This window comes from Burkholderia sp. Tr-20355 (genome assembly GCF_017104685.1).
GTDB classification, from domain to species: Bacteria; Pseudomonadota; Gammaproteobacteria; order Burkholderiales; family Burkholderiaceae; genus Burkholderia; species Burkholderia seminalis.
Genome location: NZ_JAAGPK010000073.1, coordinates 13420 through 39586 on the forward strand (window position 1 = coordinate 13420; position 26167 = coordinate 39586).

General features: G+C 65.9%; 22 protein-coding genes and 2 pseudogenes. 8 read left to right on the forward strand and 16 right to left on the reverse strand.

What is annotated here, in order from left to right; all coding sequences use genetic code 11:
* Positions 1 to 228 precede the first annotated feature (228 nt).
* Together G3N62_RS19550 and G3N62_RS19555 are read left to right on the forward strand one after the other, a co-directional pair.
* On the forward strand, positions 229 to 1422 hold the full coding sequence (locus tag G3N62_RS19550) for a hypothetical protein (protein WP_124670539.1): 1194 nt from the start codon (positions 229 to 231) through the stop codon (positions 1420 to 1422).
* A 71-nt stretch (positions 1423 to 1493) separates the two neighbouring features.
* Positions 1494 to 2621 carry a sialidase family protein gene (locus G3N62_RS19555; RefSeq protein ID WP_185733102.1) on the forward strand — a complete coding sequence of 376 codons (1128 nt, stop codon included), beginning with the start codon at positions 1494 to 1496 and terminating at the stop codon, positions 2619 to 2621.
* 63 nt (positions 2622 to 2684) lie between these two features.
* On the opposite strand, the gene G3N62_RS19560 is transcribed toward G3N62_RS19555, so the two are convergent.
* From G3N62_RS19560 to G3N62_RS19625, 14 genes are all read right to left on the reverse strand, one after another.
* The gene (locus G3N62_RS19560) at positions 2685 to 3620 is read right to left on the reverse strand and encodes a KpsF/GutQ family sugar-phosphate isomerase (RefSeq protein WP_034190915.1); all 936 of its coding nucleotides are present in this window, start codon (positions 3618 to 3620) and stop codon (positions 2685 to 2687) included.
* Positions 3598 to 4401 carry a 3-deoxy-manno-octulosonate cytidylyltransferase gene (gene kdsB, locus G3N62_RS19565; protein ID WP_124670537.1) on the reverse strand — a complete coding sequence of 268 codons (804 nt, stop codon included), beginning with the start codon at positions 4399 to 4401 and terminating at the stop codon, positions 3598 to 3600. Before kdsB ends, G3N62_RS19560 begins: the two co-directional genes overlap by 23 nt.
* Positions 4385 to 4936, reverse strand: coding sequence for an HAD family hydrolase (locus tag G3N62_RS19570; protein ID WP_034190913.1), 552 nt, complete (start codon positions 4934 to 4936; stop codon positions 4385 to 4387). The genes kdsB and G3N62_RS19570 overlap by 17 nt, the downstream gene beginning before the upstream one ends.
* Positions 4933 to 5778 (reverse strand): 3-deoxy-8-phosphooctulonate synthase, encoded by an 846-nt coding sequence (kdsA, locus tag G3N62_RS19575; protein ID WP_034190912.1) that lies wholly within the window; start codon positions 5776 to 5778, stop codon positions 4933 to 4935. The genes G3N62_RS19570 and kdsA overlap by 4 nt, the downstream gene beginning before the upstream one ends.
* A gap of 31 nt (positions 5779 to 5809) precedes the next feature.
* The gene (locus G3N62_RS19580; protein WP_124609277.1) at positions 5810 to 6892 is read right to left on the reverse strand and encodes a glycosyltransferase; all 1083 of its coding nucleotides are present in this window, start codon (positions 6890 to 6892) and stop codon (positions 5810 to 5812) included.
* Positions 6893 to 6944: 52 nt separating this feature from the next.
* Positions 6945 to 7919 carry a glycosyltransferase gene (locus tag G3N62_RS19585; protein WP_049031199.1) on the reverse strand — a complete coding sequence of 325 codons (975 nt, stop codon included), beginning with the start codon at positions 7917 to 7919 and terminating at the stop codon, positions 6945 to 6947.
* Complete coding sequence (locus G3N62_RS19590; RefSeq protein WP_034190910.1) at positions 7916 to 8446, reverse strand: serine acetyltransferase; 531 nt, start codon at positions 8444 to 8446, stop codon at positions 7916 to 7918. Before G3N62_RS19590 ends, G3N62_RS19585 begins: the two co-directional genes overlap by 4 nt.
* Before the next feature lies 1 nt (position 8447).
* Positions 8448 to 9647, reverse strand: a complete 1200-nt coding sequence (locus tag G3N62_RS19595) for a capsular biosynthesis protein (protein ID WP_049031200.1) — start codon at positions 9645 to 9647, stop codon at positions 8448 to 8450.
* A 28-nt stretch (positions 9648 to 9675) separates the two neighbouring features.
* Complete coding sequence (locus G3N62_RS19600; RefSeq protein WP_049031201.1) at positions 9676 to 10908, reverse strand: oligosaccharide flippase family protein; 1233 nt, start codon at positions 10906 to 10908, stop codon at positions 9676 to 9678.
* A gap of 63 nt (positions 10909 to 10971) precedes the next feature.
* Positions 10972 to 13209: a polysaccharide biosynthesis tyrosine autokinase gene (locus tag G3N62_RS19605; protein ID WP_034190907.1), complete on the reverse strand. Its 2238-nt coding sequence runs from the start codon at positions 13207 to 13209 to the stop codon at positions 10972 to 10974.
* A gap of 53 nt (positions 13210 to 13262) precedes the next feature.
* A complete protein-coding gene (locus G3N62_RS19610) occupies positions 13263 to 13697 on the reverse strand; it encodes a low molecular weight protein-tyrosine-phosphatase (protein WP_034190906.1) in 435 nt (144 codons plus the stop codon).
* The gene (locus G3N62_RS19615; RefSeq protein ID WP_226104034.1) at positions 13694 to 14815 is read right to left on the reverse strand and encodes a polysaccharide biosynthesis/export family protein; all 1122 of its coding nucleotides are present in this window, start codon (positions 14813 to 14815) and stop codon (positions 13694 to 13696) included. Before G3N62_RS19615 ends, G3N62_RS19610 begins: the two co-directional genes overlap by 4 nt.
* Before the next feature lie 234 nt (positions 14816 to 15049).
* Positions 15050 to 16126 (reverse strand): sugar transferase, encoded by a 1077-nt coding sequence (locus G3N62_RS19620; RefSeq protein ID WP_124670536.1) that lies wholly within the window; start codon positions 16124 to 16126, stop codon positions 15050 to 15052.
* Between the two features lie 821 nt (positions 16127 to 16947).
* A complete protein-coding gene (locus tag G3N62_RS19625) occupies positions 16948 to 17892 on the reverse strand; it encodes a helix-turn-helix domain-containing protein (protein ID WP_226104035.1) in 945 nt (314 codons plus the stop codon).
* Between the two features lie 726 nt (positions 17893 to 18618).
* On the opposite strand from G3N62_RS19625, the gene G3N62_RS19630 reads away from it, so the two are divergent.
* Complete coding sequence (locus G3N62_RS19630) at positions 18619 to 18915, forward strand: hypothetical protein (protein WP_124609270.1); 297 nt, start codon at positions 18619 to 18621, stop codon at positions 18913 to 18915.
* 479 nt (positions 18916 to 19394) lie between these two features.
* Here G3N62_RS19630 and G3N62_RS19635 read toward each other — a convergent pair whose 3' ends face one another.
* Positions 19395 to 20303 (reverse strand): LysR family transcriptional regulator, encoded by a 909-nt coding sequence (locus G3N62_RS19635; RefSeq protein WP_034190903.1) that lies wholly within the window; start codon positions 20301 to 20303, stop codon positions 19395 to 19397.
* Positions 20304 to 20416: 113 nt separating this feature from the next.
* Between G3N62_RS19635 and G3N62_RS19640 the strand changes: the two genes are divergently transcribed.
* The 3 genes from G3N62_RS19640 to G3N62_RS19650 are packed head-to-tail and all read left to right on the forward strand — an operon-like array spanning position 20417 to position 24483.
* Positions 20417 to 21766, forward strand: a complete 1350-nt coding sequence (locus G3N62_RS19640) for an MFS transporter (RefSeq protein WP_124670534.1) — start codon at positions 20417 to 20419, stop codon at positions 21764 to 21766.
* Positions 21763 to 22803, forward strand: a complete 1041-nt coding sequence (locus tag G3N62_RS19645) for an alpha/beta fold hydrolase (RefSeq protein WP_124670533.1) — start codon at positions 21763 to 21765, stop codon at positions 22801 to 22803. Before G3N62_RS19640 ends, G3N62_RS19645 begins: the two co-directional genes overlap by 4 nt.
* 42 nt (positions 22804 to 22845) lie before the next feature.
* Complete coding sequence (locus G3N62_RS19650; protein ID WP_260449361.1) at positions 22846 to 24483, forward strand: tannase/feruloyl esterase family alpha/beta hydrolase; 1638 nt, start codon at positions 22846 to 22848, stop codon at positions 24481 to 24483.
* A 54-nt stretch (positions 24484 to 24537) separates the two neighbouring features.
* Here the strand turns inward: G3N62_RS19650 and G3N62_RS36440 are convergent.
* Positions 24538 to 24654 (reverse strand): annotated as a pseudogene (locus G3N62_RS36440) (AraC family transcriptional regulator); the annotation flags it as partial.
* A 548-nt stretch (positions 24655 to 25202) separates the two neighbouring features.
* Here G3N62_RS36440 and msrB point away from each other — a divergent pair.
* Positions 25203 to 25730, forward strand: a complete 528-nt coding sequence (gene msrB / locus G3N62_RS19655; protein WP_059557978.1) for a peptide-methionine (R)-S-oxide reductase MsrB — start codon at positions 25203 to 25205, stop codon at positions 25728 to 25730.
* A 35-nt stretch (positions 25731 to 25765) separates the two neighbouring features.
* Positions 25766 to 26167, forward strand: a pseudogene (locus G3N62_RS19660) (cytochrome c biogenesis protein DipZ); the annotation flags it as partial.

Sequence of the window (26167 nt, forward strand, 5' to 3'; positions counted from 1 at the left end):
ATGCCGCCCGGATCGGACGGCCCGGCTCGCCCGACTGTCCAGTCGTCTATCCTCGGTCGCCGGAAGTGCTTCGTCCCGGACGACGAACGCACATTCCGCGTGCGACGCGGCGCGACACGATGCCCGCCCTCCCCGCGGGCACCTTGCCACGCGCCGCACGACCTCTCGCCGCGCGGCGCCGGCACGGCCGGCACGCAGCGGATCCGGAGCCTCCGATCGGGCACACGCATGTCGACCTTGCTCTTTTCAGCCAGCGTACTGTTCTTCTCGCTCAACGCGTTCAGCGTGCGGGCCACCTTCGCCGCGTATGTGCTGCTGTGCGCGCTCGCCTTTCTGCGCGCGCCGACGCTGATGAACCGGCAGCGCCATCTGTTTCCGGTGTGCACGTACTGGCTGATCAGCACCTGCCTCGCCTTCATCCTGTCCGCGTTCGGCGATTTCTACGTGAACTTCTTCATCAAGTTCGTGCTGATCCAGACGTACATCGCGTTGAGCTACTGGATGTTCGCCGGCGGCGTACTCACACGGGCATCGCTCGACACCGCGTGCAAGACGCTGATCTACGTGCATGCCGCGTTCTTCACGTTCCAGCTCGTCTTCTACCTCGGAACCGGCACCTTCATCGATTTCGACAGTTACGTGCGCGAAGCGGACTCCGAAGCGCTCTATGCGACCAAGGCGCTGTCCGACAGCCTGATTTCGATCCGTGCGCTGGGCCTGTATTCCGAACCGTCGTTCTATGCGATGACGGTCGTCCCGAGCGCGGTGATCCTGCTGCTGTCGAAGCGGCGCATCACGCTCGCGCCCGTCATCGGGTTCGCCACCGCGCTGCTCAGCTTCTCGGTCGCGTCGATGGTCGTCTGCGCGGCGCTGTGCGGGCTGCACGTGCTCACCGGGCGCGGGCGGCTGCGGACGCGGATCGCCGTCGTCGTCGTCGCGCTCGCGTGCGTGCCCTGGCTCTACGGCGTGTACGATCAGCGGGTGAACCAGTCGGTCGACTACGATGCGGTCGGCAGCCGGACGCTCGTGCTGACCGAGCTGACCGAGCGCGACGTCGTCGCGGGCGTGTTCGGCGGTGGCCTGTTCTGGGACGAGCGCAACAACGTCGGGAAAACGCACCTGCGCGGCTACCAGGTGCGGGACAGTTCGTTCTACGTCTACCTCGTGTTCGCCGCGGGCATCGCCGGTTCCGTCGTGTTCGGCGGTGCGCTTGTCATGCTGTTCCGCCGCAAGGGCCGGCGCAAGTATCTGCTTTATTTGCTGCCGATCCTGCTGTTCAAGTATCACGTGCTCTATGGCATGCTCTGGCTCACCATCCTGCTGTTCGTCGTGCTGGCCGACCAGGACGCGCCCAACCGGCGCGCGGTTGCCCGTCCCATCCCGAACCCATCCGGCGGCAAGCCGCTCGCGCACCTGACATGAACTCGCTTCGACCTGCCTCGACGTTCCGCGCGCTGAAACGGTCGACGATCGCGGCGCTATGCCTGGGTTGCATGGTGACGGCGGTTCGCGCGCAAACCGTGCCCGCGCCGCCCGGCGAGGTGATCGCGCACAGCCCGGCCGCCACGCGCGTCTATCTCGGCTCGCCGTCGCTGGCCGTGCTGCCGAACGGCGACTATGTCGCGAGCTTCGATACATTCGGCGCCGCGTCGGCGCAGAACCGGGTGTCCGTGTTCACGTCGCACGACAAGGGCACGACCTGGTCGAAGCTTGGCGATGTGCCGGACCAGTACTGGTCGTCGCTGTTCGTGCTGAACGGTGCGCTGTACCTGATGGGGACCAACCGCTCGATGGGCACGCCGACGATTCGCCGCTCCGAAGACGGCGGCGAAACGTGGACCACGCCGGTCGACGCGTCCACCGGGCTGCTGCCTTATGCGGGGCGCTACATTACCGGGCCGGTGCCGGTCCTCGTCGATCGTGGACGCGTGTGGCGCGCGTATGAAAGCGTCGAGGACGGCGACCTGCGTGCGCTGGTCCTGTCCGCGCCCGTCGATCACGACCTGCTCGATGCCCGCAACTGGCGCGCGTCCGCGCACCTGCCGTCGGACAAGCGTTGGCTCGACGGCAGGTTCCAGTCATGGGAAGAAGGCAACGTGGTCGGCCGGCAAGGCGCCGCGCCCGCCGTCGTGCTGCGCGTGAACACCGCGAACGGCCCGGAGAAGGCCGCGCTGGTGGCGACGGGCAACGACGGCCGCACGTTGTCGTTCGACCCGGCACGCGATTTCATCGACCTGCCCGGCGCCGGGAAGAAGTTCACGATCCGCTTCGATCCGCAGTCGAAGCAGTACTGGACGATCACGAATGCGGTGCCGAAGAGCGCCGGGCGGATGAACCTCGAACGCGTCCGCAACACGCTGGTGCTGCTGTCGTCGCCCGATCTCCGGCAGTGGACCGCGCGGCGCGTCGTGTTGCAGCACGCCGATCCGAAACGGCACGGCTTCCAGTACGTCGACTGGCAATTCGACGGCAACGATCTCGTCGCGGTGCTGCGCGTCGCGTTCGACGACCCGGAAGGCGGCGCCGCGAGCCAGCACGACTCGAATTTCGTCACGTTCCTGCGCGTGCGCCGGTTTCGTCAGGACGCGGCATCCGCCGCGCTGACGCAAAGCCTGCAATAGCGCACGCCGGTGTGCCGGCACGTCTCCCGCGCGCCGCCCCACGCGGCGGGCGCGGCCCGTTCGCTATTTCTTGAACACGCCGACGACGTCGCCGCCGTCGACCACCAGCAACGCGCCGATGCGCTGCTGCTGCATCAGCAGCAACGCATCCTCGACCCGCGTCCCGGGCCGTACCGTCGACGGCTCGATCGACATCATGTCGGCGGCCGTGCGCCGCAGCACGCCGTCCCCATGCCGCTCGATCGCGCGACGGATGTCGCCATCGGTCACGATGCCCCAGCCGGTGTCGCGCCTCACGATCGCGAGCCCGAGCCGGCCGCGCGTCATCGCGTCGAGCACGTCGAGCGTCGACGTCGCCTCCGTCACGAACGGCAGGTTGCCGCGCGCCATTTCGTCGTCGACCGTCGACAGCAGCCGGCGGCCGAGCGAGCCGCCCGGATGGAAGCGCGCGAAATGTTCCGGCTGGAAGCCGCGCGCCCGCATCAGCGTGACCGCCAGCGCATCGCCCATCGCGATCGTTGCCGTCGTCGACGCGGTCGGCGCGAGCTGCAACGGGCACGCCTCGCGTTCGACGCCGATGTCCAGATGAACCCGCGCGGCGCTCGCGAGCGTCGACGCCGGGTTGCCGGTCAGCGCGATCAGGTCGTTGCCGTTGCCGCGCAGGAACGGAATCAGCTTGATCACCTCGTCCGTTTCACCGGAATTCGAAATCGCGAGAAACGCGTCGTCCGGCGTCACCATGCCGAGGTCGCCATGATAGGCCTCGCCCGGATGCATGAAGAAAGCCGGCGTACCCGTGCTGGACAGCGTCGCGGCGATCTTCCTGCCGACAATGCCGGACTTGCCCATCCCGCATACGACGACGCGGCCGCTCGACGCGAGGACGATCTCGACCGCTTGCTCGAAATTCGCATCAAGCCGCGCGGCCACGCCGGCCAATGCCCGCGACTCGATCTCGAAGACCTGCCGGGCGGATTCAATATGGTTCTGTCGCATCATGGGTTTGCTGTTTGAGAAGGGAGACGACACGGGCGACGTCGTCGGGCGTATCGATGCCGGGGGGCGGCGCATCGGGCCAGCGCATCACGTCGATCGGCATGCCGAGCCACAGCGCGCGCAACTGCTCGAGCTTCTCCAGCTGTTCGAGTTCGCACGGTGCCGCGCTCGCCAGCGCCTGCAGCGTCGCATTCGCGTAGCCGTAGAGGCCGATGTGGCGCAGAAACCCGGTCCCGCTCGCACCGTTCGCCGCCGGCCGCCCGTCGCGGCAGAACGGGATCGCCGCGCGCGAGAAGTACAGCGCGCGGCCGTGGCGATCCACGACGAGCTTGACGATCGCCGGCTCGTCGAGCAGCGCGCCTTGCCCGACCGGGCAGGCGACCGTCGCGACACCGAGATCCGGCGCCGCGCCGCAAAATCCGGCGAATGCCCTCAGCAGCGCCGTCGGCACGAGCGGTTCGTCGCCCTGCACGTTGAGCACCGCATCGGTGTCGGGCCAGCCAAACGCCCGCGCGAGTTCCGCCGCGCGGTCGGTGCCGGACGCGTGACCGGTATCGGTCATCGCGAACCGGATGCCGCGCGCGTCGAGTACCTCGGCGATGCGTGCGTCGTCGATCGCGACGACGATGTCGGTATGGGGCAGCGCGCGGCGCACGCGCGCATGCACGCGGACGATCATCGGTTCGCCCGCCAGATCGACGAGCGGCTTGCCCGGCAGCCGCGCCGAACCGTACCGCGCCGGAATCACGACGCGCACCGTCCGCCTGTTATTGAACGACGTCATGACCGCTCCATTGTTCGAGCAACGGCCGGTATGCGTCGTCGAGCGACAGCCCGGCCTCCATCAGCAGATGCTCGGCCACCTCGCGCGCGACGCCGCGGCCGCCGGCCGCGCGCGCGACATGGTCGACGCGGGTGCGGACGAGCCGATGCGCATCGGCCGGCGCATACGACACGCCGACGCGTTCGATGACCGGGAGATCGTTCACGTCGTCGCCGACATACGCGACTTCATGATCGTCGACCCGTTGCCGCGCCTTGATGTCCGCATAACCGGCGCCCTTGTCGTCGCAGCCGCTCACGAGCACGTCGACGCCGAGTTGCGCCGCGCGCCACGTCAACGCGCCGCTGTGCTTGCCCGACAGGATGCCGGTGCGGATGCCGTGCGCGCGCAGCAGCGCGACCGCGACCCCGTCGTGCGCGTGAAAGCTCTTCATGCACTCGCCTTCGTGCGTGACGTGCAGCAAGCCGTCGGTCAGCACGCCGTCGACGTCGAACAGCACCAGGCGCACGGGCCCGCGATACGTCGCGCCGCTCACCGGACATCGAGCGGCGGGAGCCGCTTGACCAGGTCGTCCACCGCCTTCACCTGCTGCAGGAACGCGTCGAGCAGCGCGAGCGGCAGCGCGCTCGGGCCGTCGCAGCGCGCGCGGTCGGGGTCGGGATGCGCTTCGAGGAACAGCCCGGCCAGCCCGACCGCCATCCCGGCGCGCGCGAGGTCGAGCACCTGGCGCCGCCGGCCACCCGACGCAGCACCGCCCGGATCGCGCATCTGCAGGCTGTGCGTGACGTCGAAGATCACCGGGCAGTCGCCCGTCGTGTCGCGCATCTGGCGGAAGCCGAGCATGTCGACGACGAGATTGTCATAACCGAACGACGAGCCGCGCTCGCAGAGGATCACGCGGTCGTTGCCGGCTTCGCGGCACTTCGACACGATGTGCTCGACCTGCGTCGGACTCGTGAACTGCGGCTTCTTGATGTTGACCGCGTTGCCGGTCCGCGCGATCGCGACCACCAGGTCGGTCTGGCGCGCGAGGAACGCCGGCACCTGCAGCACGTCGACGACCTGCGACACCGGCCCGGCCTGCCAGGTTTCATGCACGTCGGTGATCACGGGCACGCCGAACCGGCGCTTGACCGCGTCGAAAATCCGCAGCCCCTCGTCGAATCCGACGCCGCGATACGAGTGGATCGACGAGCGGTTGGCCTTGTCGAAGGACGCCTTGAACACCAGCGGAATGCCGAGACGGCGCGTGACCTCGACGAACGTCCCGCAGACGTCGAGCGTGAAGTCCAGGCTTTCGAGCACGTTGAGGCCGCCGAACAGGACAAACGGCAAGTCGTTGCCGACGGTGACATCCGGGGTGAGGGTTACATTCATACGGTTCTCCACGAAATGGGGGTTGCTGTCGTTAGCGGGTCGCCCGTGCAGCATAGAGCGGCACGAGCTCGCCCAACAAGCGCGCCTCGGCGAAGCGGTGCCGCGCCTCGCCGCTCGCCCGCCGTGCCAGCTCCCGGCGCAGCGCGCCGTCGCCGGCGAGACGCTCCAGCCACGCGACCGCGTCGGCGGCCGACGCGTAGATCACACCGGTCTGCAGATGGCGCACGACATCCACATTGCCGGCGCACCCGGACACGACGACGGGCCGCCCGGCCAGCATCGCCTCGATGACCGACACCGGCATGCCCTCCCACGACGACGTCGACAGGTATACGTCCGTGCCGGCAAGCCGCCGCGCGACCTCGTCGTGCGGCAACCATCCGGTCACCTCGACGCCCGCCTCGGCCAGGCGCGCCTTCGATGCATCGTCACCGTCGCCGATCCAGACGAAGCGCACGCCGCGCGCACGCAGGCCGTGCGCGATCTGCGCGAACAGCGCCGGATTCTTTTGCGCGCGAATGCCGCCGACCGTCACCACGCGCAGGGGGCCGCCGGCCGGCCGGCCGTCGTCGCCCGCCGGTACCGACGACGGCCGGTCGATTACCGCATTCTCGACCACCACCACCGGCTGGCGCAGCCATGCGCGGATCGCCCGGCCCTCGCTTTCCGAGCATGCGACGTACAGGCATTTGCGCACGCATGCGACCCATTCGAGACCGACGAATGCCAGCCGCTTCACGCCGGAGATGTCGCGGCGCATGAACGAGATGCAGTGCGGGCTGTAGAAGAACGCCGCTTTCGGCAGCGCGAACAGCGTCGACAGCCGCCCGAGAAAGCCGGCGAACGACGAGTGCAGGTGTACGACGTCCGGGCCGATCTCGTTGAGCGTCGCGCGCAGCCGGCCCGCGGTCCGCAGCAGGCCCGCGCCTTTCATCTGGACGTGGCGCAGCGACACCCGCTTGTCGAACATCGCGGCAAGACCGGGCGGCGTATCGGGCCGCACCGAGTAGACGACATGCACGTCGTGGCCTTCGCATGCCAGGCGATTCGCGATCAGGCACACCATCGACAACGTGCCCGTGGCGCTGGATTCGACCATGTGGACGATCTTCATCGGAATCCGTTCCATGAGGGATGAGCCGCCGCGCTGACGGCGAATGACGTCGTCAGGCACCCGGACGGCGCCCCGCGACCGCATCGATAAACGCGAGCACGCCCGAGCGCTCGATCACGCGGCCCCATTCGAGCGACTGCATCGCCGCCGGGTCGGGCCGGATCGCCCGGACCCGCGACAGCGGAAACAGTTCGTCGAAGATCGCCGCACCGGTGACGTGGCACTGGATGCCGAGTTCGTGCGCGGTGCGCACGTTCGACGGCGCGTCGTTGCAGATGATCTTCTTGCCGAGCGACGCGTACTCGAGCAGCTTCGTCGGCGTCTGGAAGCAATGCGGCCGGTGATACGGAAAGAAGCACACCGCGTATTCGCTGTCGCGGACGATGCGCAGCGCGTCCGGTTGCGGCACGCGGCCGACGAAACGGATACCCGGCGTATCGACGAACGCCGCGTGGATCTCGGGCTCCGGCTGGCCGACCAGCACGAGCGTGTCCGACGCGTCGCGACGCGCGTCGCGATAGGCGGCCAGCACCTTCTGAAAACCGCGTTCGCGGCTCATTTCGCCGATATAGCAGAACCTGGCGGACGGCATCGGCGCGACACCGGCGCCGCCCGGCGCGACACGGTCGCTCCCCGCCTCGGCCGGCGCGAAGATCCAGTCCGGCACGCCCATCGGCAACAGCAACGTGCGCACGCCATCTCGAAACGCCATCGCGTCGCGCATCTGCTCGTTCTGGAAGATCCGCAGATCGGGCCGCACGTTCAGCACGCGTTTCACGCCATCCTTGACGGCCGCGAGCCGGCCGACCGACAGCGACCGGTAATCGTGAATCACGAACCGCGCGGGCGGCAGCGTGCGATAGAAACCCATGATGCACCACAGGATGCAGACGTCCCGATCGGGAAAGCGCGCATATGCGTCGATATCGCCGTCGAATACCTCGAACCCGTGCTTCCCCAGGCGGCTGCGGTAAGCGGCTATCTCGGGATAGTTCGCCTTGCCGGGATGCAGAATGAACACTTTCATGTCGGTTCCTGTTCGTTGTCGAGAATGCGCGCGGGGACGCCGACGGCCACGCAACGGTCGGGCACGTCACGCAACACCACCGCGCCCGCGCCGATCCGCACGCCGTCGCCGACCCGCACCGCGCCGAGCACGACGCTGTGCACGCCGAACTCCACGTGATCGCCGATCGTCGGCACGCCGCCGAGCGTGCCGTCCTTCCGGATCGTGTTGCCGATCGTCACGCCGTGCCGCAGCGTGCAGTAGTCGCCGATCACCGCGTAGCCGTTGATCACGAGGCCGGTGCCGTGATAGAGCGCGAGCCCCTTGCCGATCTTCGTCTTCACCGGAATCTCGATGCCCATCAGCCAGTCGCACAGCACGATGTAGAGCAGGATCAGCGGCGCGCCGGCCAGCAGCGTGAACCGGCTCCGGCACGCGAGGTAGTGCACGACGCGGTAGAAGATCACCACGCTGCGCGTCTTCACGAACGCATTGCGGCGGCAGTCTTCGGCGATCGCCTCGGCGGTCTGTCGCAACGTGACGCCCATGTCAGTGCCGCCTCTCGAACACGCGCCGGGCCGCATCGGCGGGAATGCGCGCGGCGCCGAAGTAGTCGATGCCGTCGACCAGGAACGAATGGATGTACTTCAGCAGCCGCTCGCGATCGAACTCCTTGTAGAAACAGCGGCCGAGCGACACCACGCGCTTGCCGTACAGCATCGCCTCCAGCCCGACCGTCGAATTGATCGTGACGACCGCATACGCGTGCCGCAGCAGGTCCGTCGTCGGCGACGTGACGATTTCGAAGCGATACGTCTCCTGCAGGCGCACGATCGCTTCGATCTCGGCCGCATCGGTTTCGGCCGGATGCAGCTTCACGAACAGGTCGGCGCTCTCGTTCGCCGCGAACGCGAACGCACGGCGGATCGCCTCGATATTGTCGACGTCCGAATGCAGCTTGATTTGCGTGTCGCCGGATACCTGCAGCGGCAGGAACACATAGCGGCTCGTCGCCAGCGCGTCCGCCGACATGTACGTGGCCTGGCGCGGCGCCGGCATCCCGTTGCGCGCCCGCACGCTCGTCAGGCGCCGGCGGCCGACGCCGCGGCTGACCACCTTCATCACGTAGTTGGTCGCCGACATGGCCTTGCGCGCGAACGACGTTCGCGCCTGCGGCAGCGGCATCTGCTTGTAGCGCTCGTAGGCCGACAGCCAGCGCGCATGCATGTGCTCGTCGGGCAGCGGCAACCGATCGATGCTCTCGGGGTGGCGGCTGATCGTCGACAGCGCATTGACGCCCAGCGAATCGACGAACAGCTTGCCCGGCAGGTTCGAGATCTCGATGAAGCGGGTCGCGACACCGTACACCGTGCACGCCTGCCGCACCGCGCGGCACACCAGTTGCTGTCCGTTCCACATCACGCACTGCTCGATCCGCAGGCCGCGCAGCACCTCCGATGCGATATGGAAGATCGCCGCCGACTCGCGCTTCGCGCGCGCCTCGGTCATCTGCCCGTTCAGTACCTCGATCGACAGCGGGTACGGCGTGCGGTCGGCCGCGTGCCCGTCGGGCACGTCGATCGGCATCAGCCGGTTCAGGTACACCGAGCGATAGCCGCTCAGCAGCAGGCCGAGATGCGCGACCGGCTCGCTCGTCAGGAACGCGAACTCGTATTCGTGCCGCACCGCGCTCACGAGCCGGGTCGCGAAGTAGTAGCGCTCGAGGGAATCGATGACGATCAGGATCATGGTGTGCTCATTCGTCGTTGCGGCGATCTCACGCCAGCGCGCGGGATCGGGACAGGTTCGTGTCGAGGACCCGGTACGTGAGCGCGATGCCGGCTGCCATCAGCGCCGCGCCGGTCAGCGAAAAAACCTGCACGCTCGCCGGGGCCGACAGGTTCATCAGCCGCGCGATGCCCAGCGCACCGGACAGGCACACGCCGCAGGTCAGCTGAAACAGGAAATCGACGCGCTGCGCGCGCGTCGCGAGGAAGATCTGCGACAGCGGCACGTAGATCAGCTGCAGCGCGAACAGCGGCATCAGGCTGTGATAGAACCCGACCGAGCCGTGCCAGCTCGGGCCGAAGAACCGGTTCACGAGCGGCGCGAACAGCAGCAGCCCGCCGGCCATGTACACGACCGCGAGCACCGCGAGCGCGCGGGCGTAGGTCCGGTACACGCGCAGCACGGTCGTGCCCGCATCCGGACGCGCCATCGCACCGATCGCGTCACGGCGAAACACGCCGCCGACGCTCTGCGCGATCAGCGACACCGGAAAGAAGCCGAGCCGGTACGCAGCCGCGAAGTAGCCGGCGCTCTGCGCGTCGAACCAGTGCGGAATCGCGATCGACAGTGCGTAGGTCAGCACCGACGCGCACAGCGTCGACGGCAGGATGTACAGCGCGAAACGGCGGTTCCTGACGAAGAACGCGCGCGACAACCTGAACGCGTACCCGGCGCGATAGCCGGAAAACAGAATGGCCGCGGCCATCACGATCGACACCGCCGCGGTCGCCCACGTGTACAGCGCGAACACGTCGACCCTTCCGCACGCTGGGCAGGCGAGCGACAGCACGAGGCCCGCGAGGAACATGCCGTTGACCACCACGCGCGACAGCGCGATCCAGCCATAACGCCTGAGGCTGTTCAAATAGGAACCGGCGGCCAGTTGCACGAACGTGGCCAGCGCATAGACGGCGACGAGAGAGAGATCCCGGCGCCCGGCGACGGCAATCACGACGCCGAACGCCGCGGTCACGACCAGGCTCAGCGCCGTCACGTTGACGAACGCGTTGAACGACTCGCCCGGCCTGTCGTCGACGCACGCGAGTTCGTAGCGGAACGCGAGCAGCGTGCCGACGAAGGTCGCGAGCGCGAGCAGATAGTTGAAATGGCCGAGCGAGTCGGGCCCGAAGCGCCGTCCGATCACGAAGATGCAGGCGAACAGCGCGATCTGGCCGAGCACGACGCCGGCAAGCGACACGATCGAATCCCGTGGATTGATCATCTCGCCTCCGTGCGCGATGCGCGGCCGGATACGCGGGCCGGGCCGCCGGCGGTGGTGGGCGCGTCACGCATCCTGCGCCCCGTATTCATACGCGACGTAGCGGTACCCGCCGTACTTCGACCCGTATCCGTACTGCCCAAGCCGCGGGTTGACGCCGTTGAAGATGACGCCGCTCAGGCGGACCCCGTTCTGCGCGAAGCGCTTCACGGATTCGCCGATCTCGCCGAGCTTCGTCTTGCCCGCCATCGTGACGAGCAGCGCGGTGCCGGCGACCGCGCCGAGAATGCCGGTATCGGGCACGGCGAGCACCGGCGCCGAGTCGATCACGACGATGTCGTAGCGTGACGACAGGTCGTCCATCAGCGCCGCAAGATTGCGGTTCAGCAGCAGCTCCGCGGGGTTCTTCGGCATCGTCCCGGTCGAGATGAAGTCGAGACCGTCGACCACTTCGCGGTGAATCACGTCCTCCACGCGCGCGCTGCCGGCGATCAGCTCCGTGAAGCCGCGCCCGCGCGGAAAACCGAGATAGTCATGCAGCCGGCCCTTGCGGATGTCGCCGTCGATCAGCAGCACGCGCTTGCCGGCGCTCGCCATCACGACCGCGAGGTTCGCCGACAGGAAGGTCTTGCCGACGCCCGGCGTGGGGCCCGCGATCAGCACGATGTTGTTCTTCGCCTCGAGCATCGCGAACTGCAGCGCGGTGCGCAGGCTGCGCAGGCACTCGACGGCCGGTTCGTTCGGGAAGTCGATCGACAGGATCGACTTGTGGCCGCGCTTGCGCGCGGCCTCCTCGGCCAGGTCGCGCTGATGGTCGCTGATCGGCACCGTCGCGTACACCGCGAGGCCGAGACGGCGCTCGATCTCGTTGTGATCGGAGATGCCATGGAACAGCATCGAGCGCGTGATCGCGGTGCCGCAGCCGGCGAGCAGCCCGAGCAGCAGCGATGCGAGCGCGACGAGCGCCTTCTTCGGCCGCACCGCCACTTCCGGTACCGCCGCCGTGTCGACGAGGCGCACGTTGCCCGTCTTGCCGGCCTGCACGAGTTGCAGCTGCTGCATGTTGTTCAGCAACGCGGTGTAGAGGTCGGTGTTGACCCTCACGTCGAGCATCAGCCGCACGGTATCCTGCTGCAGGTCCGGCAGGCGCCGGATCTGTTGTTCGGCCGTATTCCGATAACCGTTCAGCGCGGCGATCTGCTCGTCGATCACCGCGACGCTCGGATGCCGCTCGGTGAAGCGCGACATCAGCTCCTGACGCTTCTGTTGCAACTCGAGCAGGCGCGTCTTCGCGTCGGCGGTCTGCGCCAGCGCGAGCTTCGCTTCCTCGGTGAGGTCGACCGTGCCGTGCTCGTTGCGCAGCTTCGTCAGGCGCGCCTCGGAATCGGTCAGCTGCTGCTTGAGCTGCGGCAGTTGCCCGCTGAGAAACTCGAGCGACTGCGCGGCCTCCGCCGACTTCCGCTCGATGTTCTGCCGCACGTACTGGCGGCCGATCTCGTTCATCGTGTCGCTGACCCATTTCGGGTCGGTGTCCTGCAGGCTGGCGACGACGACGTCCGATTGCTTCACGCGCTCCTGCACGTTGAGGCGATCGCGGATGTCCTCGATCGTCTTCAGCCGCGAGTTGCGCACCAGCACGAACGCGGCGCCCGGCTTCGCGGCGATCGACGCGACCAGCAGCGTGACCGGCCCGCGCGGCGAGCTGAAATGCTCGAGCGTGCCGACCGTGCCCTCGACCGGCGCATCGAAATCGCCGCCTTCGAGCCGGTAGCGCTTGCCGCCGAGGTTCGTCAGCGAGAACGCATCGCCTTCGTTCTTGCGCGGCACGTCGAAGCGCGGCACGTCGATGTGCTCGCGGCCCCATGCGTAGCCGCCGAACCCGGCCAGGCCGGGGTCGGACAGGCCGTCGGCATGGCGCGCGATCCAGTCGCCGATCAGCGGAAAGCGCTTCGGCTCGGCGTCGATGAACAGGTTGAGCTTGTCGACCGCGCGTTCGACGACGAGGCGCGACGCGAGGATCTGCTGCTCGGCGGCGGCCGAGGACTTCACGTCGAACAGCGCGGAGACATCGCCGAGCAACGACTTGGCGGCCGACGTGTCCGGGCTGTCCTCGACCTGGACCATGATGTTGGCTTCGAACACGGGCTTGCCGAGCATCGCATACGCGAGGCCCGCGGCCAGCAGCACGCACGTGATGATCGCGATCAGCCAACGGCTTTCCAGCAGGATGTCGAGCACCGCGACGAAGTCGGTCTCGCTGCCGTCTTCGGCGGTGGGCTGCGGCGGGGCGGAGGGTTGGGTCATGGCAGCGACGGGAGGCATATGGGGTTTCATTGGGGCATCGACCTGCGGCCGCGTCAGACGATACGCAGGCGCTTCGACCACTCGGACACGCCGAGCTCGATCAGCCGCGCGCAGCGTTCGAACACGAATCGGGGCTGGCGGTAAGGGTCGTGCACGTCGAAATCCGTGTACTCGCCGAGACGGAACACGCGTCCCCGCACGAACGGGAACTGGTTCTCGAGTGACGTCCGCTGGCGACGGTCCATCACGAGGATCAGGTCGGCGTCGGTACACAGCGAGCGGCCGATCTGCTGCGCGCGATGCGTCGACACGTCGAAGCCGCGCATCCGCATGACGTCCTGCGCATACGGCGCGGCCGGCATGCCGACCAGCGCGTTCAGGCCGGCGGACGCGATGCGGCGCCCGGGCATCGCGTCACGCAGCATCGCTTCGGCCATCGGGCTGCGGCAGATGTTGCCCTCGCAGACGATCAGGATCGATTCCATCACTTGGTCGCAATCGCCGCGGTCAGGCCGGCGTTGATGGCCGGCAGCAACAGGCTGAGCACACGGCTGAAGCGCACCAGCCCGTTGCCGTCGACGTACACGACATCCTGCGGCTTCAGCTGGAACTGATTCGCCAGCACCATCGCGACCGGCGAGCGCGCGTCGAGGTGATAGACCTGCGGCTGCTCGTCCTGCATCCCGCGCACCACGTAGACCTGCGCCGCATCGGCCGTGTTCGCGTTCAAGCTGCCGGCCTGCGAGATCGCCTCGCTCAGCGTCAGCCGGCCATTGCGCATCGGCAACGCCGTCACGGGCTTGTTGACCTCGCCCATCACGAACACGCCGCTCTCGTCGCGCGGCAGCACCCGCACGAGATCGCCGTTGCGCAGCACGATCGTCGACGGGTTGCGCCCCTGCTCGGCCATCTCGGTCAGGTCGAGCCGGCGTTCGACGCCGTCGCGCACGAGCACGACGCGGCTCTGGTCGGCTGACGCCGCGAAGCCACCGGCCCGCCCGATCGCGTCGTACAGCGTCATCGGGATGTCGTTGACGGGTTGCGAGCCCGGCGTATGCACCTCACCCTCGATATACACCTGCTTCGCGCGGAACGATGCGATGCGCACCGTGACTTGCGGATTCCTGAACGTCTTGTCGAGACGCCGCGTGAGCTGCGTCTGAACCTGCTCGGCCGTCAGTCCGGCCACCGGCAGGCGCCCCGCGAACGGGAACTGCAGCGTGCCGTCCTGGTCGACGACGAAGCCCGGCGGCGCATCGGCCGGGCGCGGCGCGGCCTGCGCCGGCGCGCCGAGCGCCGCCGCGAGTTCGGGGTGATCCCAGACGACGATCTGCAGCACGTCGCCGCGCCCGATCGTGTAGGCATCCGGCGACCCGACGACATCGCGTGCTTCGCCGCGCGTACTGCGTTCGGTGTCGCGCATGCGCCGGATCAGCGACAGATCGATGTTCGTGATCGACACCGGCAGCACGGTGCTCTCCGCCTGCGCGGCCACGCTTTGCAACGGAATCGACGTCGGCTGCTGCATGCGCATGCCCGGCGCGATGCCGCACGCGCCCAGCAACGCACACAGCGGCGGGATCATCACGAGCGAACCGACACGCATTGGCCGGCGCGGCGCGATCGCGCGCGCCGACTCCATTTGACGCAACCTCTGCATTACACCCTCGCACTCTTTTAATTTGAAATTTCACCGGTCGCCCCGCGTCGTGTCGAACGCGAGTACAGCACCCCTGTCGAGACCGGACATGCTTGCCGCCACTGCTCACTGCCGAACCCCGCCGCGCCTGCCACGGTGACGCGCCGCCGCCCATCCTTCGCGACGTGCGCGCGGCAGCGGCTAATACGCGCCCGATCCGCGCACCACCACGTTGATCGTCCGCAACAGGATGCCGATGTCGCGGCGCAGCGACCATTCGCGCACGTAGGACACGTCAAGCGACACGCGCGTCGAATAGTCGGTGTCGTTGCGGCCGCTGACCTGCCAGAGTCCGGTCATCCCCGGTTTCGCCATCAGGTAGTAGCGCACGTCGGTGCCGTAGCGTTCGAGTTCCGCCTCGACGATCGGTCGCGGCCCGACGAGGCTCATGTCGCCCTTCAGCACGTTCAGCAGCTGCGGCAGTTCGTCGAGACTCGTCTTGCGGAGCAGGCGTCCGATCGGCGTGATGCGGACATCGTTCTTCAGCTTGAATTCGCGATCCCATTCCGCGCGGGCGTCGGCATCGCGCTCGAGCAGTGCCTTGAGCACCGCATCGGCGTTCGTCACCATCGAGCGGAATTTCAGGCACTTGAAGCGCCGGCCGTCGCGGCCGACGCGCTCGTGCCCGAAGATCGCCGGGCCGCCGTCGCGCCGCACGATCCACGCGATGCCCAGCAATACCGGCGCCAGCATCAGGAGCAGCAACGACGCGCACACCAGGTCGAAGCCGCGCTTGACCAGGCGCTTCACGCGCCCCACCGCGCGGTGGCCGATCTCGCGCTGGCCGCGCAGGTCGGCGCGCGCGATGGCCGCCGCACGCATCCGATCGCCGGCACGCTCGATCATTCCGAAGAGCGCAAGCGTCAGCGCACGGAACGCGATCAGGCCGATCCCGCTGGCGAGCGTCCAGTACACGAACCACTCGCTCGACAGCACGTGCGCGCGATGCAGCATGTACAGCAGCGCGGTGCTCACGCCCTGCACGACGATCCACGCGAGCACGGTTCGACCAAGCACGTGCAGTGCCGAACGCGTGCGCGCCGCGTCGTAGATGCCACAGGCGGGAAATACCGACAAGGCCAGCGCGGCGGCAAACGCGACGAGCGCGCCGTCGAACAGCGTCCCGCGCGCGCCGCCGGTGGCACCGATCAACGCGGGAATGAACGCGCCCAGCACGATCAGCCCGATATCGGTCGCTCGATTGATCAACGAATTCATTGATATGAACTCCTAATTTTCAGTCCAGCATCCATCCGCGTTCCGCACCGGCACTTCACGTCAAAACTCATGGCGCCGCGAGGCGGTCATTCCGCTGTGCCGCGGCACGCTGCGGTGCGCTCGCCGGTCAGCGTGCCCATCCGTGTGCCCGTCGGAATGTCGTCACTTCCGTGTTTCCGCAGTGCATCATATTCATCGCGACTCGCGCATTTATCGCTTGCGTCCGAATTCGCCTTGTTGATGGCCGATGGAATCAAGGGTGAATCCATGCCGGATTTATCCGATCGCCCTCACGATTGTCCGGATAACATTCCGTGCGAAATGACGCACGTCTTTTCAGTGATTCTCGAATCACGACCGCTACGGCACTACGCCGCCTCCCGCCAATGCAGGATTCATGTTGCCGATGCCATTCGCCATGCCAGACGGCGATTTCATCGCCGGGTGCCACGCGGAACAGACGAGCGAGCATCGGCGGTCAATCTCCGCGCGAATGCTGGTTCGAGGAATAAAAAGGCCTGCACGGTGCGCTCACGAACACACGGCAGGCAAAATTCCGAGGAGTACCGGGGTGCCGCCTCCTCGAAAGGCCAGTCGATAACCTAATCGAGCGGATACGCGGTTCGGGCGGCGGGTGTCGGACGGCGCCACGATTGTGGCCGAATCCGCCTTCGTCGCGCGTCGATCCACCGATATAAGAATTTTGCAGTACGAATCGAGCGCCCTGTCATTCGAATGAAATACCGTTCATCCGGAAACTCATTACGCCCGGCACGATGAATTGACGTATCGGCTTCGAGTGACGAAAGGCACGCTCGCGACTACGATGTCGCGTTGTTCATCCAGCTGCTCAGATCCGACGCATACAGCATTTCCGCCGAGGCTTCGCCGCCTTTTCGAGCAGCGGCCCGATACTCGGTTGGTGAAGTCTGCAAGTGCTGGCGAAACAGCTTGGCCATCCGGTCGCCGCTGCCAAGGCCGGTTCGTCTCGCGACCTTATCGGCCGGCAGGTCCGTTTCGATCAGCATGCGACAGGCCTTTTCAAGGCGGATTCTCAACACGAACTCGGTTGGCGTCACACCGATCTCGTTCTTGAATCGCCGGAGGAAATTGCGCTCGCTCATCGCGGCGGCCTGCGCCTCGTCCGCGATGGAGATCCGATTCTCGCTGTTAACGCGCAGGTGATGGGCCGCGCGTCGGATCAAGGTGCTGGCGCGCGCGACACGAGCGCCGAACAGCACGTCGGTCAGCTTGCGGTTCGCACCGGATACCATGCACGCCACGATTTCCTGCGCGATTTCGTAACCCATGTCCACGCGCACGATCGACAACGCGTCCGAGAACGGCCCGTCGTCTTCGTCACCCGCACATTCGATGTCGTCGCGTCCGAGGTGCGAAGCGCCGTCGTCGTCCGCCGACGGCAACACCTTCTCGGCCTCCTTTTGCGCCAGGTGAATCTGCGTCAACAGCTTCCGGCCGCCACCGCTGCCCCTGACCACGCGCGCGCGCTGATGCGCGTGCCTGAGCCACGCGATCAATTGCTCGTCGAGAGCATCGATCCCACCCTCTCCGCTCAGGACGAACATCGCGTGAACCGTGCTTGCATCGAGCATGCGGGTGGCGTCCGTCCAGATTCCGACACCGGACGACGAACGAACCGGGCCGCCATGGATCGAATAAAGCCGCAATTCGTAGTGGTCGGCGAATGCGCCCTCGGCCCGACCTAGCTGATTGGCGAGTTCGAACACTGCCGCCAGCTTGCCCATCTGCATAATCGAAAAACCCTCGAGCAATAGTACGATTACGCTTACCCGTTGATGCCCGGTTCCGGAGCCTCTGCCACGATTCACGCTTAACCCCGCCGACGAATGATTCGATACTGTTTGCATCTTGCGGCCCTTTAACAATTTCTTACATTTCTTGATTTCTGCGCCGCATCATATGCGGCTGGGATTGTTAGCCGATTTATCAATGTCCGTTTCCGCCGTGTTGTTGTCGGAATCAATCAAGCCCGTGATGCGACCCTGTTTATTGACAATAGCCGGATGGAATGTGAATTAATTCTCAAAATTCGATAGAAAATTGACGCTAGTCATCGACAGCGGATATCGATCGGGATAACGGGAAACTTACCGGGCTCAGGATAATTGCGACGAAATTCGGGCCGCCCGGTGCATGACGCCCGTGAGCCGGTGGATCAGGGCTGGATGAGGGAAGATGTTTCGGCGACCGCATGGGTGTGCGGACCACCGCAAATTCGGGCAGTTGCCTCGATTATTCGTGCACCTCGGCGTCACGTTCAAATCGATGTCGCGTGCACGGGTCCCGGGTGTAATGCAGACGGCAATCGATGTAATCGTGTGAGCCCTGATCGGAAATTGCTGAACACGAATGGGTGGTGCGAAGTACGATTTGTATTCGCTTCGATATCGAGGCAAACGTTCGCGACGGACATATTCATCCGATGTCATTGGAAATCCACGCAGTATCCCGTGCTGTATCGACGCTCGAATAGCGGTGCAATTACCGAATATTTCGAAACGGTGCCACGCAAACGTTTCGTTAAATATGGATATACCCCTGACGGGCGCACCAAATTGATGCAGCAATGTCGCGCCGACGCCCTATTCGACATATCGACGTCGCCGGAGAGCGGCAAAATGCGACGCGTTGCGTTCGGACTCGTTTCGACGCTATTGGCACAGCTCGCGGCGTGCCACCGCGCCAAAGCCAATGTGCCTGCAGGCAGCGTGGCACACAAATTGACGGGATGGCCGGGCAATTCGTGAATACGATGACACGCGACCACGTCGCCTTCACGGCAGAAACCTGTCGTGGCGCCGGCAACGACGGATTCGATGCCGTTGTCCGACCGTATGAACGCGGTCGTGTCGCGACAGCCAGTACGTCACGATTGGCGTTCCGGCCATGCGTTCGCATCAGGCGAGCCGGATAGAGGCATGTAGACCGTTTCGACATCCCGAACAAGAGGCTTGCAAAAGGCGGCGGGGCCATACATGCACGAAAAGCGTGAAATCGGCAAACCCTGCGGTCGGCTTTGCCTTCGGAGCGACCCGCATCCTGTACCGCCGGCAACCCGTTTTGCCCCGCCGGGCCACAGACCATCACCTGTAACCGATCGCTCCCCGCGATCACGCGATGCGACGGAGCGTCCGAGAAGGCAGCCCGCGCGTCCGGGAATTTGTCGACATTGCACAACGGAACTCGACAGACCGCGCCATCCGTCAGGTGCTTGCCGTTCTCAGGCTTATTCGCGATGCGGGTGACGCTGGACAAACATCAGCAACGCTTCACGGAAATGCGACGCGGCGGGGTTTTGCAAATCATGCCGGGTGACCAGATGCAACGGCGCGCGAAACGCATGATCGCCGGCCACACGGCAATAGCGCACGCTTTCCTGATGGTAACGTTGCATCGACGCCGGAACGAGCGATACGCCGCCGCCCGCCGCCACGAGATTGATTGCCGTCACCATGCGCGGCACCTCTTCCGCGACGTGCGGCTCGAATCCCTTCGCCTGACAAGCGCGAATGAAGTCCGCGTACATGCCGGGCGCACCCGGCCGACGCACGAAGATGAACGATTCGTTCGCGAGCTGTTTGAGCGACACGGAACGACTGCTGACCAGCCTGTGCCCCACCGGCAGCACCAGCAACATGCGTTCTTCGGCGAGGAGTTCGAAGCGTAGGTCAGCGGGCGTTTCGACCGGTTTGCGGAGAATGGCGGCATCCGCGCGGCCGTTCAACATCATTTCGATGATCTCCGCCGCATTCACCTCGCTCATCTCGATCGAAATCTCGGGGTACATGTCACGAAAATTGCGAATAGCGGTAGGCGTAAGGGGGTGAAACGCCGCCGAACTCGTGAGCGCGATACGCACCGTGCCGATCCGGCCTTGCGCCACTCGGCGCGCATGGACGACGGCGTTGTTCAGTTCGAGCAGTACCGTACGCGCGCGTGCGGCGAAGATCTCGCCGGGCGCCGTCAACACGACGCCGCGGGGCTGCCGCACGAATAGCGCGAAGCCCAGTTCCTGTTCGAGTTCCTGAATCTGCTGCGACAACGGCGGCTGCTGGATATGCAGTCGCGCGGCGGCCCGAGTGAACTGACCTTCTTCGGCGACGGCGAGGAAATAGCGCAGCTGTCTGAGTTCCATCGTTTGTCTGGTATATGCGTTGGATATGGCAACCGTGTCTCATCGGTATTTTACATTCACGACATCGACACGTACGCTTGCTTCAAAAGCTGGAAGCGCATCAAAGGAGACACATGCAATCCACCTTGCAAGCGGCTGTGCACGCGTCGGCCGCAACGGTACTCAGCCGTTCGCAAACCCGCCGCGCGGTGCTCGCGTCGGTCATCGGCAATGGCCTCGAGTGGTTCGACTTCCTCATCTACGGCTACTTCGCGAAGATCATCGCGCAGGTGTTTTTCCCTGTCGGCAACGGATTTGTGTCGATCACGCTGACGCTTGCGACGTTCGCGGTCGGCTTCGTGGTGAGGCCGCTAGGCGGCATCGTGATAGGCGCATGCGCGGACCGCTACGGTCGGCGCAAAACCTTGTCGCTGCTGATTCTGCTGATGGCGGCGAGCACGCTGATGATGGGCCTGACACCCAGTTACGCAGCCATCGGCATGGCCGCACCGCTCCTCGTCGTCCTCGCCCGTATTCTGCAAGGGCTCTCGGTGGGCGGCGAGTTCGCGACAGCGGCCGCGATGCTGACGGAATACGCGCCGCCAGGACGCAAGATGTTCTTCGGCAGTTTTCAGATGACGTCACAGGCCGTCGCGCTGCTTCTGTCGTCGCTGTGTTCGTACTTGCTCACCACGCAGCTGTCGCACCAGTCGCTCGTGACGTGGGGTTGGCGCGTGCCATTTCTGCTCGGCGCGCTGGTGGGACCCGTGGGCTTCTACATCCGCCACAAGGTCGGCGAGTCGCCGGAATTCGTACAGTTGCGGGAGCGCCTTGGACATGCGCCACGCCAGTCGCTACGGACATTCATTCGCGAGCGCGGCGATGCGGCGCTATGCGCGATGGGCGTCATCATCATCGGCGCCGCGACCAATTATCTGTGGCACTCGTATATGCCGCTCTATGTCGAACACCAGTTGCATCTACCGCTCAAGAACGCGCTGTTCGGCACGGCGATCTCCGGATTGATCGGCATTGTCGGCTATCCGCTGGCAGGGAAGCTTGCCGACCGCTTCGGCGCGTATCGGCTGTTCTTTCCGGTGACGATCGCCTGGGTATGCACTGCCTATCCGCTTTTCGCATGGGTGCTCGCGGCGCCCTCGCCCGAACGCGTCTTCAGCGCGCAGATAATCGCGACGGTCGTGCTCAGCGTCATGTCGGGCGCGCACCCCGGCATGCTGACGCAGTTGTTTCCGACGGCCATGCGTTCGACGGGCGTGGCGCTGTCGTACAACGTGGCCGTCACGCTGTTTGGCGGACTCGCGCCGCTCACCGTTTCGACATTGATCGACGTCACCGGCTCGCGCATCGTACCGGCGTGGTATCTGGTGTTCGCCGGCATCGTCTCGTTGTTGCTGGTCGGGTTCACGTCGTCCGGGCGACGCTTGCGCCGCGAGCCCGACCTGTGGCCGGGTGATGCAGCATGAGCGCCGCGATGTGCCTTCCCCGGAACCACGAGATGCATCCACGCAACGAAGTACCCGTCAAGGTCGTCGCCAGCGAGCGGTTGACCGTTTCGACGTCACGCGGCGCAGCGAACGTGCCGCTGTTCACGGGCGGCACCGCCGCACGGGCAACCGCGACGCAGGTCGTCGTGATGCTGCACGGCCGATTGCGCGACGCCGACGCATACCTTCGATCGACGCAGCGCGCGCTCGACGCCTCCACGGCCGATGCGAAAAGCGTGATGCTCGCCGTGCCGCAATTTCTCGCGACGGCCGACGTCGCGTATCACCGGTTGGCGGACGCCTGTCTGCATTGGGAATGGACCTCGTGGATGGGCGGACTTGACGCAGTCGGTCCAGCGCCGCTCAGCTCGTTCGATGTGCTCGATGCGCTCGTCGAACATTACGTTCAGGGCATGCAGAGCGGCCGCTATCCGAAGCTGCGCGAGATCGTGATCGCGGGACATTCCGGAGGTGCACAGGTCGCGCATCGGCACGCGATACTCAGCAACGCTACGGCATGTTGTCTCGCACGCGGTGTGAAAGTACGTTACGTCATCGCGAATCCTTCGTCGTATGTGTATTTCGACGCGTGGCGTCCGCACTACGAGGGCATCGATCGAACCGCATGCGCCGGATTCAATGAATGGAAATACGGCACGTCGCGACTTCCCCGCTATGCGGACGGACTCGACGCGCAATCGCTCGAACGTCGTTATGTCGATCACGACGTCACCTATCTGCTCGGTGCGCACGACGACGATCCGGCGCACCCGGCTCTCGACCGCTCATGCGAGGCGATGATGCAAGGCCCGCACCGCCTCGCACGCGGCCGCGCGTACTACGCCTATCTGCGCGCCCGGCATCCGGCATTGCGGCATGTGCTGCATGAAGTTCAAGGCGCGGGGCACAGCGGCGATGCAATGTTCGTATCGCAGGCCGGCGTGTGCGCACTGTTCGGCCCCTCCGTTCGGCTCGCCGAATCTGGCGTCGAGCAGGCAGGCGGTGCTGTCGAATAGCAATCCATTCATCCTGGAGACGACGATGGACAACAGACCGTTGTGGGGGCGCTCGCCCTCAGCCTTTGCATCAGCGGGTGCGGCGGCAATGAGTCGAGCGGCGGCGCTTCGGCGAGCTCGCCGCCACCGCCGTCAGCCGCGGCCCAATGTGCGGCATTGAACGGCCTGGCGATTCCGGCATCGTCGATTGCCGAACCGACCGGCGGCGCGACGATCACGAGCGCCACGCTGGTGGAGGCCGCCGGTGAATATTGCCAGGTGAATGGGGCCATCGCTCCCGTCGATCCCGCGGCGCCGTCGATCAGGTTTCAGGTCAATCTGCCGACCCACTGGAACCGCAAGGCGCTGCATTATGGCGGCGGCGGCTTCGACGGTACGCTGATTACCGGCGTCGACGCGCTCGACATGGCGCCAACGGGCACGCCGACGCCGCTTGCCGACGGCTACGCGACGTTCGGCGACGATTCCGGGCATCAGAGCACCAGCATCACCGACGGCAAGTTCGCCGCGAATGACGAGTCGCTGGCGAACTACGGCGGCCTGAGTCTGAAGAAGACACACGACGTCGCGATGGCGCTCATCAGAAAGCGCTACGCGAGCGCGCCCGGCAAAACCTATTTCTTCGGCAGTTCTACAGGCGGTCGGGACGGGTTGAGCGAAGCGCAACGCTGGCCCGCCGACTATGACGGTATCGTCGTGAATCGCCCGGCGCTCAACTATACCGGGCTGCGTTTGAGCAATGTCGCGCTCGGCCGCGCACTCTACCTGAACAACGGCGCAGGCTGGCTCGATGTCGCCAAAACGGTACTGCTGCAAAATGCCGTCATGAGCGCGTGCGATGCGCTCGACGGTGTCGCCGACGGCATCGTGTCCAACGTGGCGGCGTGCAAGGCGCAATCGGCGACGGTGCTGGCGTCCGTGCGTTGCCCGAACGGCGCGGATTCGGGCGACACCTGTCTGTCGGATGCGCAGATCGCGACCATTCAGACCATCGCTGCACCGTTGCAATTGCCTTATCCGCTTGCGAACGGCGTGACGCAATACGCCGGCTACAACATCCTCGCCGGTTCGGTGTTCGCGGGGCCGTACACGACGCGTGATCTCGGCGAATCGAAAGTACCCGCGAATCCCGCGGGAAAGAAAGACGCGAACCAGTGGGTGACAGGCGATCAATGGGTCAAGTACTTTGTCACGCGCGTGCCCACGTTCGATTCGTTGACGTTCGATCCGGTCAATCCCGGTGCGTATCAGTCGCGCGTCCAGGCGCTTTCGGCGCTGACCGATGCAACGAGCACCGACCTGAGCGCCTATGTCGCGAAAGGCGGCAAGCTCATCATGACGCACGGCCTTGCCGACGAGATCGTGAGCACCGACTCGAGCACCGACTATTACGCCGGTCTGGTGCAGCGCTTCGGACAAGGAACGGTCGACGGCTTCGTGCGGTTTTATCTGATGCCGGGGGTCGGCCATGGCACGGGCCCGTTTCATCCCGCCATCGATTCGCTATCCGCGCTCGATGAATGGGTGGAAAGCGGCAAGGCACCTGAAACACTGACGATGAGCGACCTCAATGCCGCCACGCTCGGGAGGACGCGCCCGTTGTGCCGCTATCCACTGTGGCCCAAGTATATCGGTGAAGATGTAAAGGCAGCGGCGAGCTTCCAGTGCACTAGCTCGTAGCGCACGGCAGTTTTTCTCGTCATCGTCGTTGCCCGGTTGCACCGTCGTCTTTCAGGAACCCGAGCACAACGCCATCGCGTCGACGGGTGGAACACGAGGATCGCTTGCGCGAACGAACGACCGTTTTGCCGTCGGTAATCCGATGTCACCGCTTCCAAAGCGATTCGGCGTTCGCGAGTCTCGGGATGTCGGAGCACGGTCATCGCTCATGATCGTACTGTCGCGCAAGTCAATCGCACGCATGGGGTCGCGCTGCTCGAGTCCGCGGAGCGGGCGCCCCCTGTCGGGTGGTCACCCACGCTCGTCACGCAACGCGACGAAGCGATACGGATCGTCGCAACGGACTCAAGCAGACAAAGCACGCGATGCGAGCTGCCGCAGCACCGTCTCGGCGACCGTGCCGGGGCGCGTGCGGGTGGTATTCGACGCACTTGGCGAATTGCTCAAGGATTGCGAGGACAGGCGGATCTGACTCCGGATTCGCCACGCAACTCAACGAAAACTAAAAAAACACTTAAAAACGCGGCGCGAACCGCTGCGCGGTAAATATCGTCAGCTCACCCGTCCGAAGACGCTTGCCAGTTGGCACATCGACGGATTCCACCGCCCCCAACGGCCCCCCAGATGTCACGATTCATTTAACTTTCCGTGAGGACTTCGACACCGGCCGCTGCCTACGATGGGCGCATGTTTTCAGGACCTGCTTCCAGGAGCCCATCATGCCCACCCGCAGACATCTGCTGTTCGCCGGCGCCACCGGTCTTGCCGCGCTCGCGGCGCTGTCGTCCGCCGGACGGCGTGCGCTGGTCGGCCGGGCGTTCGCCGCGCCGCCGGCCGGCGCACCGGCGGCCCCTTTCGAGATCACGCTCAGCGATGCCGAATGGCATCGCCGGCTCACGCCCGCCCAGTACACGATCCTGCGCGAAGCCGGCACCGAGCGGCCGTACAGCAGCCCGCTGAACGACGAACACCGGGCCGGCACGTTCGCGTGCGCCGGCTGCGCGCTCGCGCTGTTCTCGTCCGCCACCAAGTTCGACAGCCATACGGGCTGGCCGAGCTTCTGGAAGCCGCTCGACCACGCGGTCGACACCCACACCGACACGACGTTCGGGATGGTCCGCACCGAAGTGCACTGCCGGCGCTGCGGCGGGCACCTCGGCCACGTGTTCGACGACGGCCCGCAGCCGACCGGCCTGCGCTACTGCATGAACGGCCTCGCGCTCACCTTCCATCCGGCCGCCGCCTGATCCGGCCCCCCTTCCGACCGACTGGAGAACGCACCATGCTGCTCATCGTCCTTGCCTATCTCGGGGGCGTGCTCACGATCCTGAGCCCCTGCATCCTGCCCGTGCTGCCGTTCGTGTTCGCCCGCGCCGACCAGCCGTTCGTGCGCACCGGCCTGCCGCTGCTCGCCGGCATGGCGCTCACGTTCGCCGTCGTCGCGACGCTCGCCGCCGTCGGCGGCGGCTGGGTCGCGCAGGCAAACCAGGCTGGCCGCTGGATCGCGATCGTCCTGCTCGCCGTATTCGGCCTGACGCTGCTGATGCCGCGCTTCGCGGAACACCTGACGCGCCCGCTCGTCGCGGCCGGCAACCGGCTCACCGGCTTCGCGCAACGCGACGGCCGCCCGGCCGGCCCCGCTTCGTCGCTGCTGCTCGGCGTCGCGACCGGCCTGCTGTGGGCG

Coding starts and splice junctions, on each gene's coding strand:
- G3N62_RS19640 (WP_124670534.1), top strand. CDS start 20,417: ATGCAATCCACCTTGCAAGCGGCTGTGCACGCGTCGGCCGCAACGGTA.
- G3N62_RS19620 (WP_124670536.1), bottom strand. CDS start 16,126: ATGAATTCGTTGATCAATCGAGCGACCGATATCGGGCTGATCGTGCTG.
- msrB (WP_059557978.1), top strand. CDS start 25,203: ATGCCCACCCGCAGACATCTGCTGTTCGCCGGCGCCACCGGTCTTGCC.
- G3N62_RS19635 (WP_034190903.1), bottom strand. CDS start 20,303: ATGGAACTCAGACAGCTGCGCTATTTCCTCGCCGTCGCCGAAGAAGGT.
- G3N62_RS19555 (WP_185733102.1), top strand. CDS start 1,494: ATGGTGACGGCGGTTCGCGCGCAAACCGTGCCCGCGCCGCCCGGCGAG.
- G3N62_RS19625 (WP_226104035.1), bottom strand. CDS start 17,892: ATGGGCAAGCTGGCGGCAGTGTTCGAACTCGCCAATCAGCTAGGTCGG.
- kdsA (WP_034190912.1), bottom strand. CDS start 5,778: ATGAATGTAACCCTCACCCCGGATGTCACCGTCGGCAACGACTTGCCG.
- G3N62_RS19595 (WP_049031200.1), bottom strand. CDS start 9,647: ATGATCCTGATCGTCATCGATTCCCTCGAGCGCTACTACTTCGCGACC.
- G3N62_RS19550 (WP_124670539.1), top strand. CDS start 229: ATGTCGACCTTGCTCTTTTCAGCCAGCGTACTGTTCTTCTCGCTCAAC.
- G3N62_RS19605 (WP_034190907.1), bottom strand. CDS start 13,209: ATGACCCAACCCTCCGCCCCGCCGCAGCCCACCGCCGAAGACGGCAGC.
- G3N62_RS19580 (WP_124609277.1), bottom strand. CDS start 6,892: ATGAAGATCGTCCACATGGTCGAATCCAGCGCCACGGGCACGTTGTCG.
- kdsB (WP_124670537.1), bottom strand. CDS start 4,401: ATGACGTCGTTCAATAACAGGCGGACGGTGCGCGTCGTGATTCCGGCG.
- G3N62_RS19600 (WP_049031201.1), bottom strand. CDS start 10,908: ATGATCAATCCACGGGATTCGATCGTGTCGCTTGCCGGCGTCGTGCTC.
- G3N62_RS19645 (WP_124670533.1), top strand. CDS start 21,763: ATGAGCGCCGCGATGTGCCTTCCCCGGAACCACGAGATGCATCCACGC.
- G3N62_RS19585 (WP_049031199.1), bottom strand. CDS start 7,919: ATGAAAGTGTTCATTCTGCATCCCGGCAAGGCGAACTATCCCGAGATA.
- G3N62_RS19560 (WP_034190915.1), bottom strand. CDS start 3,620: ATGATGCGACAGAACCATATTGAATCCGCCCGGCAGGTCTTCGAGATC.
- G3N62_RS19590 (WP_034190910.1), bottom strand. CDS start 8,446: ATGGGCGTCACGTTGCGACAGACCGCCGAGGCGATCGCCGAAGACTGC.
- G3N62_RS19615 (WP_226104034.1), bottom strand. CDS start 14,815: ATGCGTGTCGGTTCGCTCGTGATGATCCCGCCGCTGTGTGCGTTGCTG.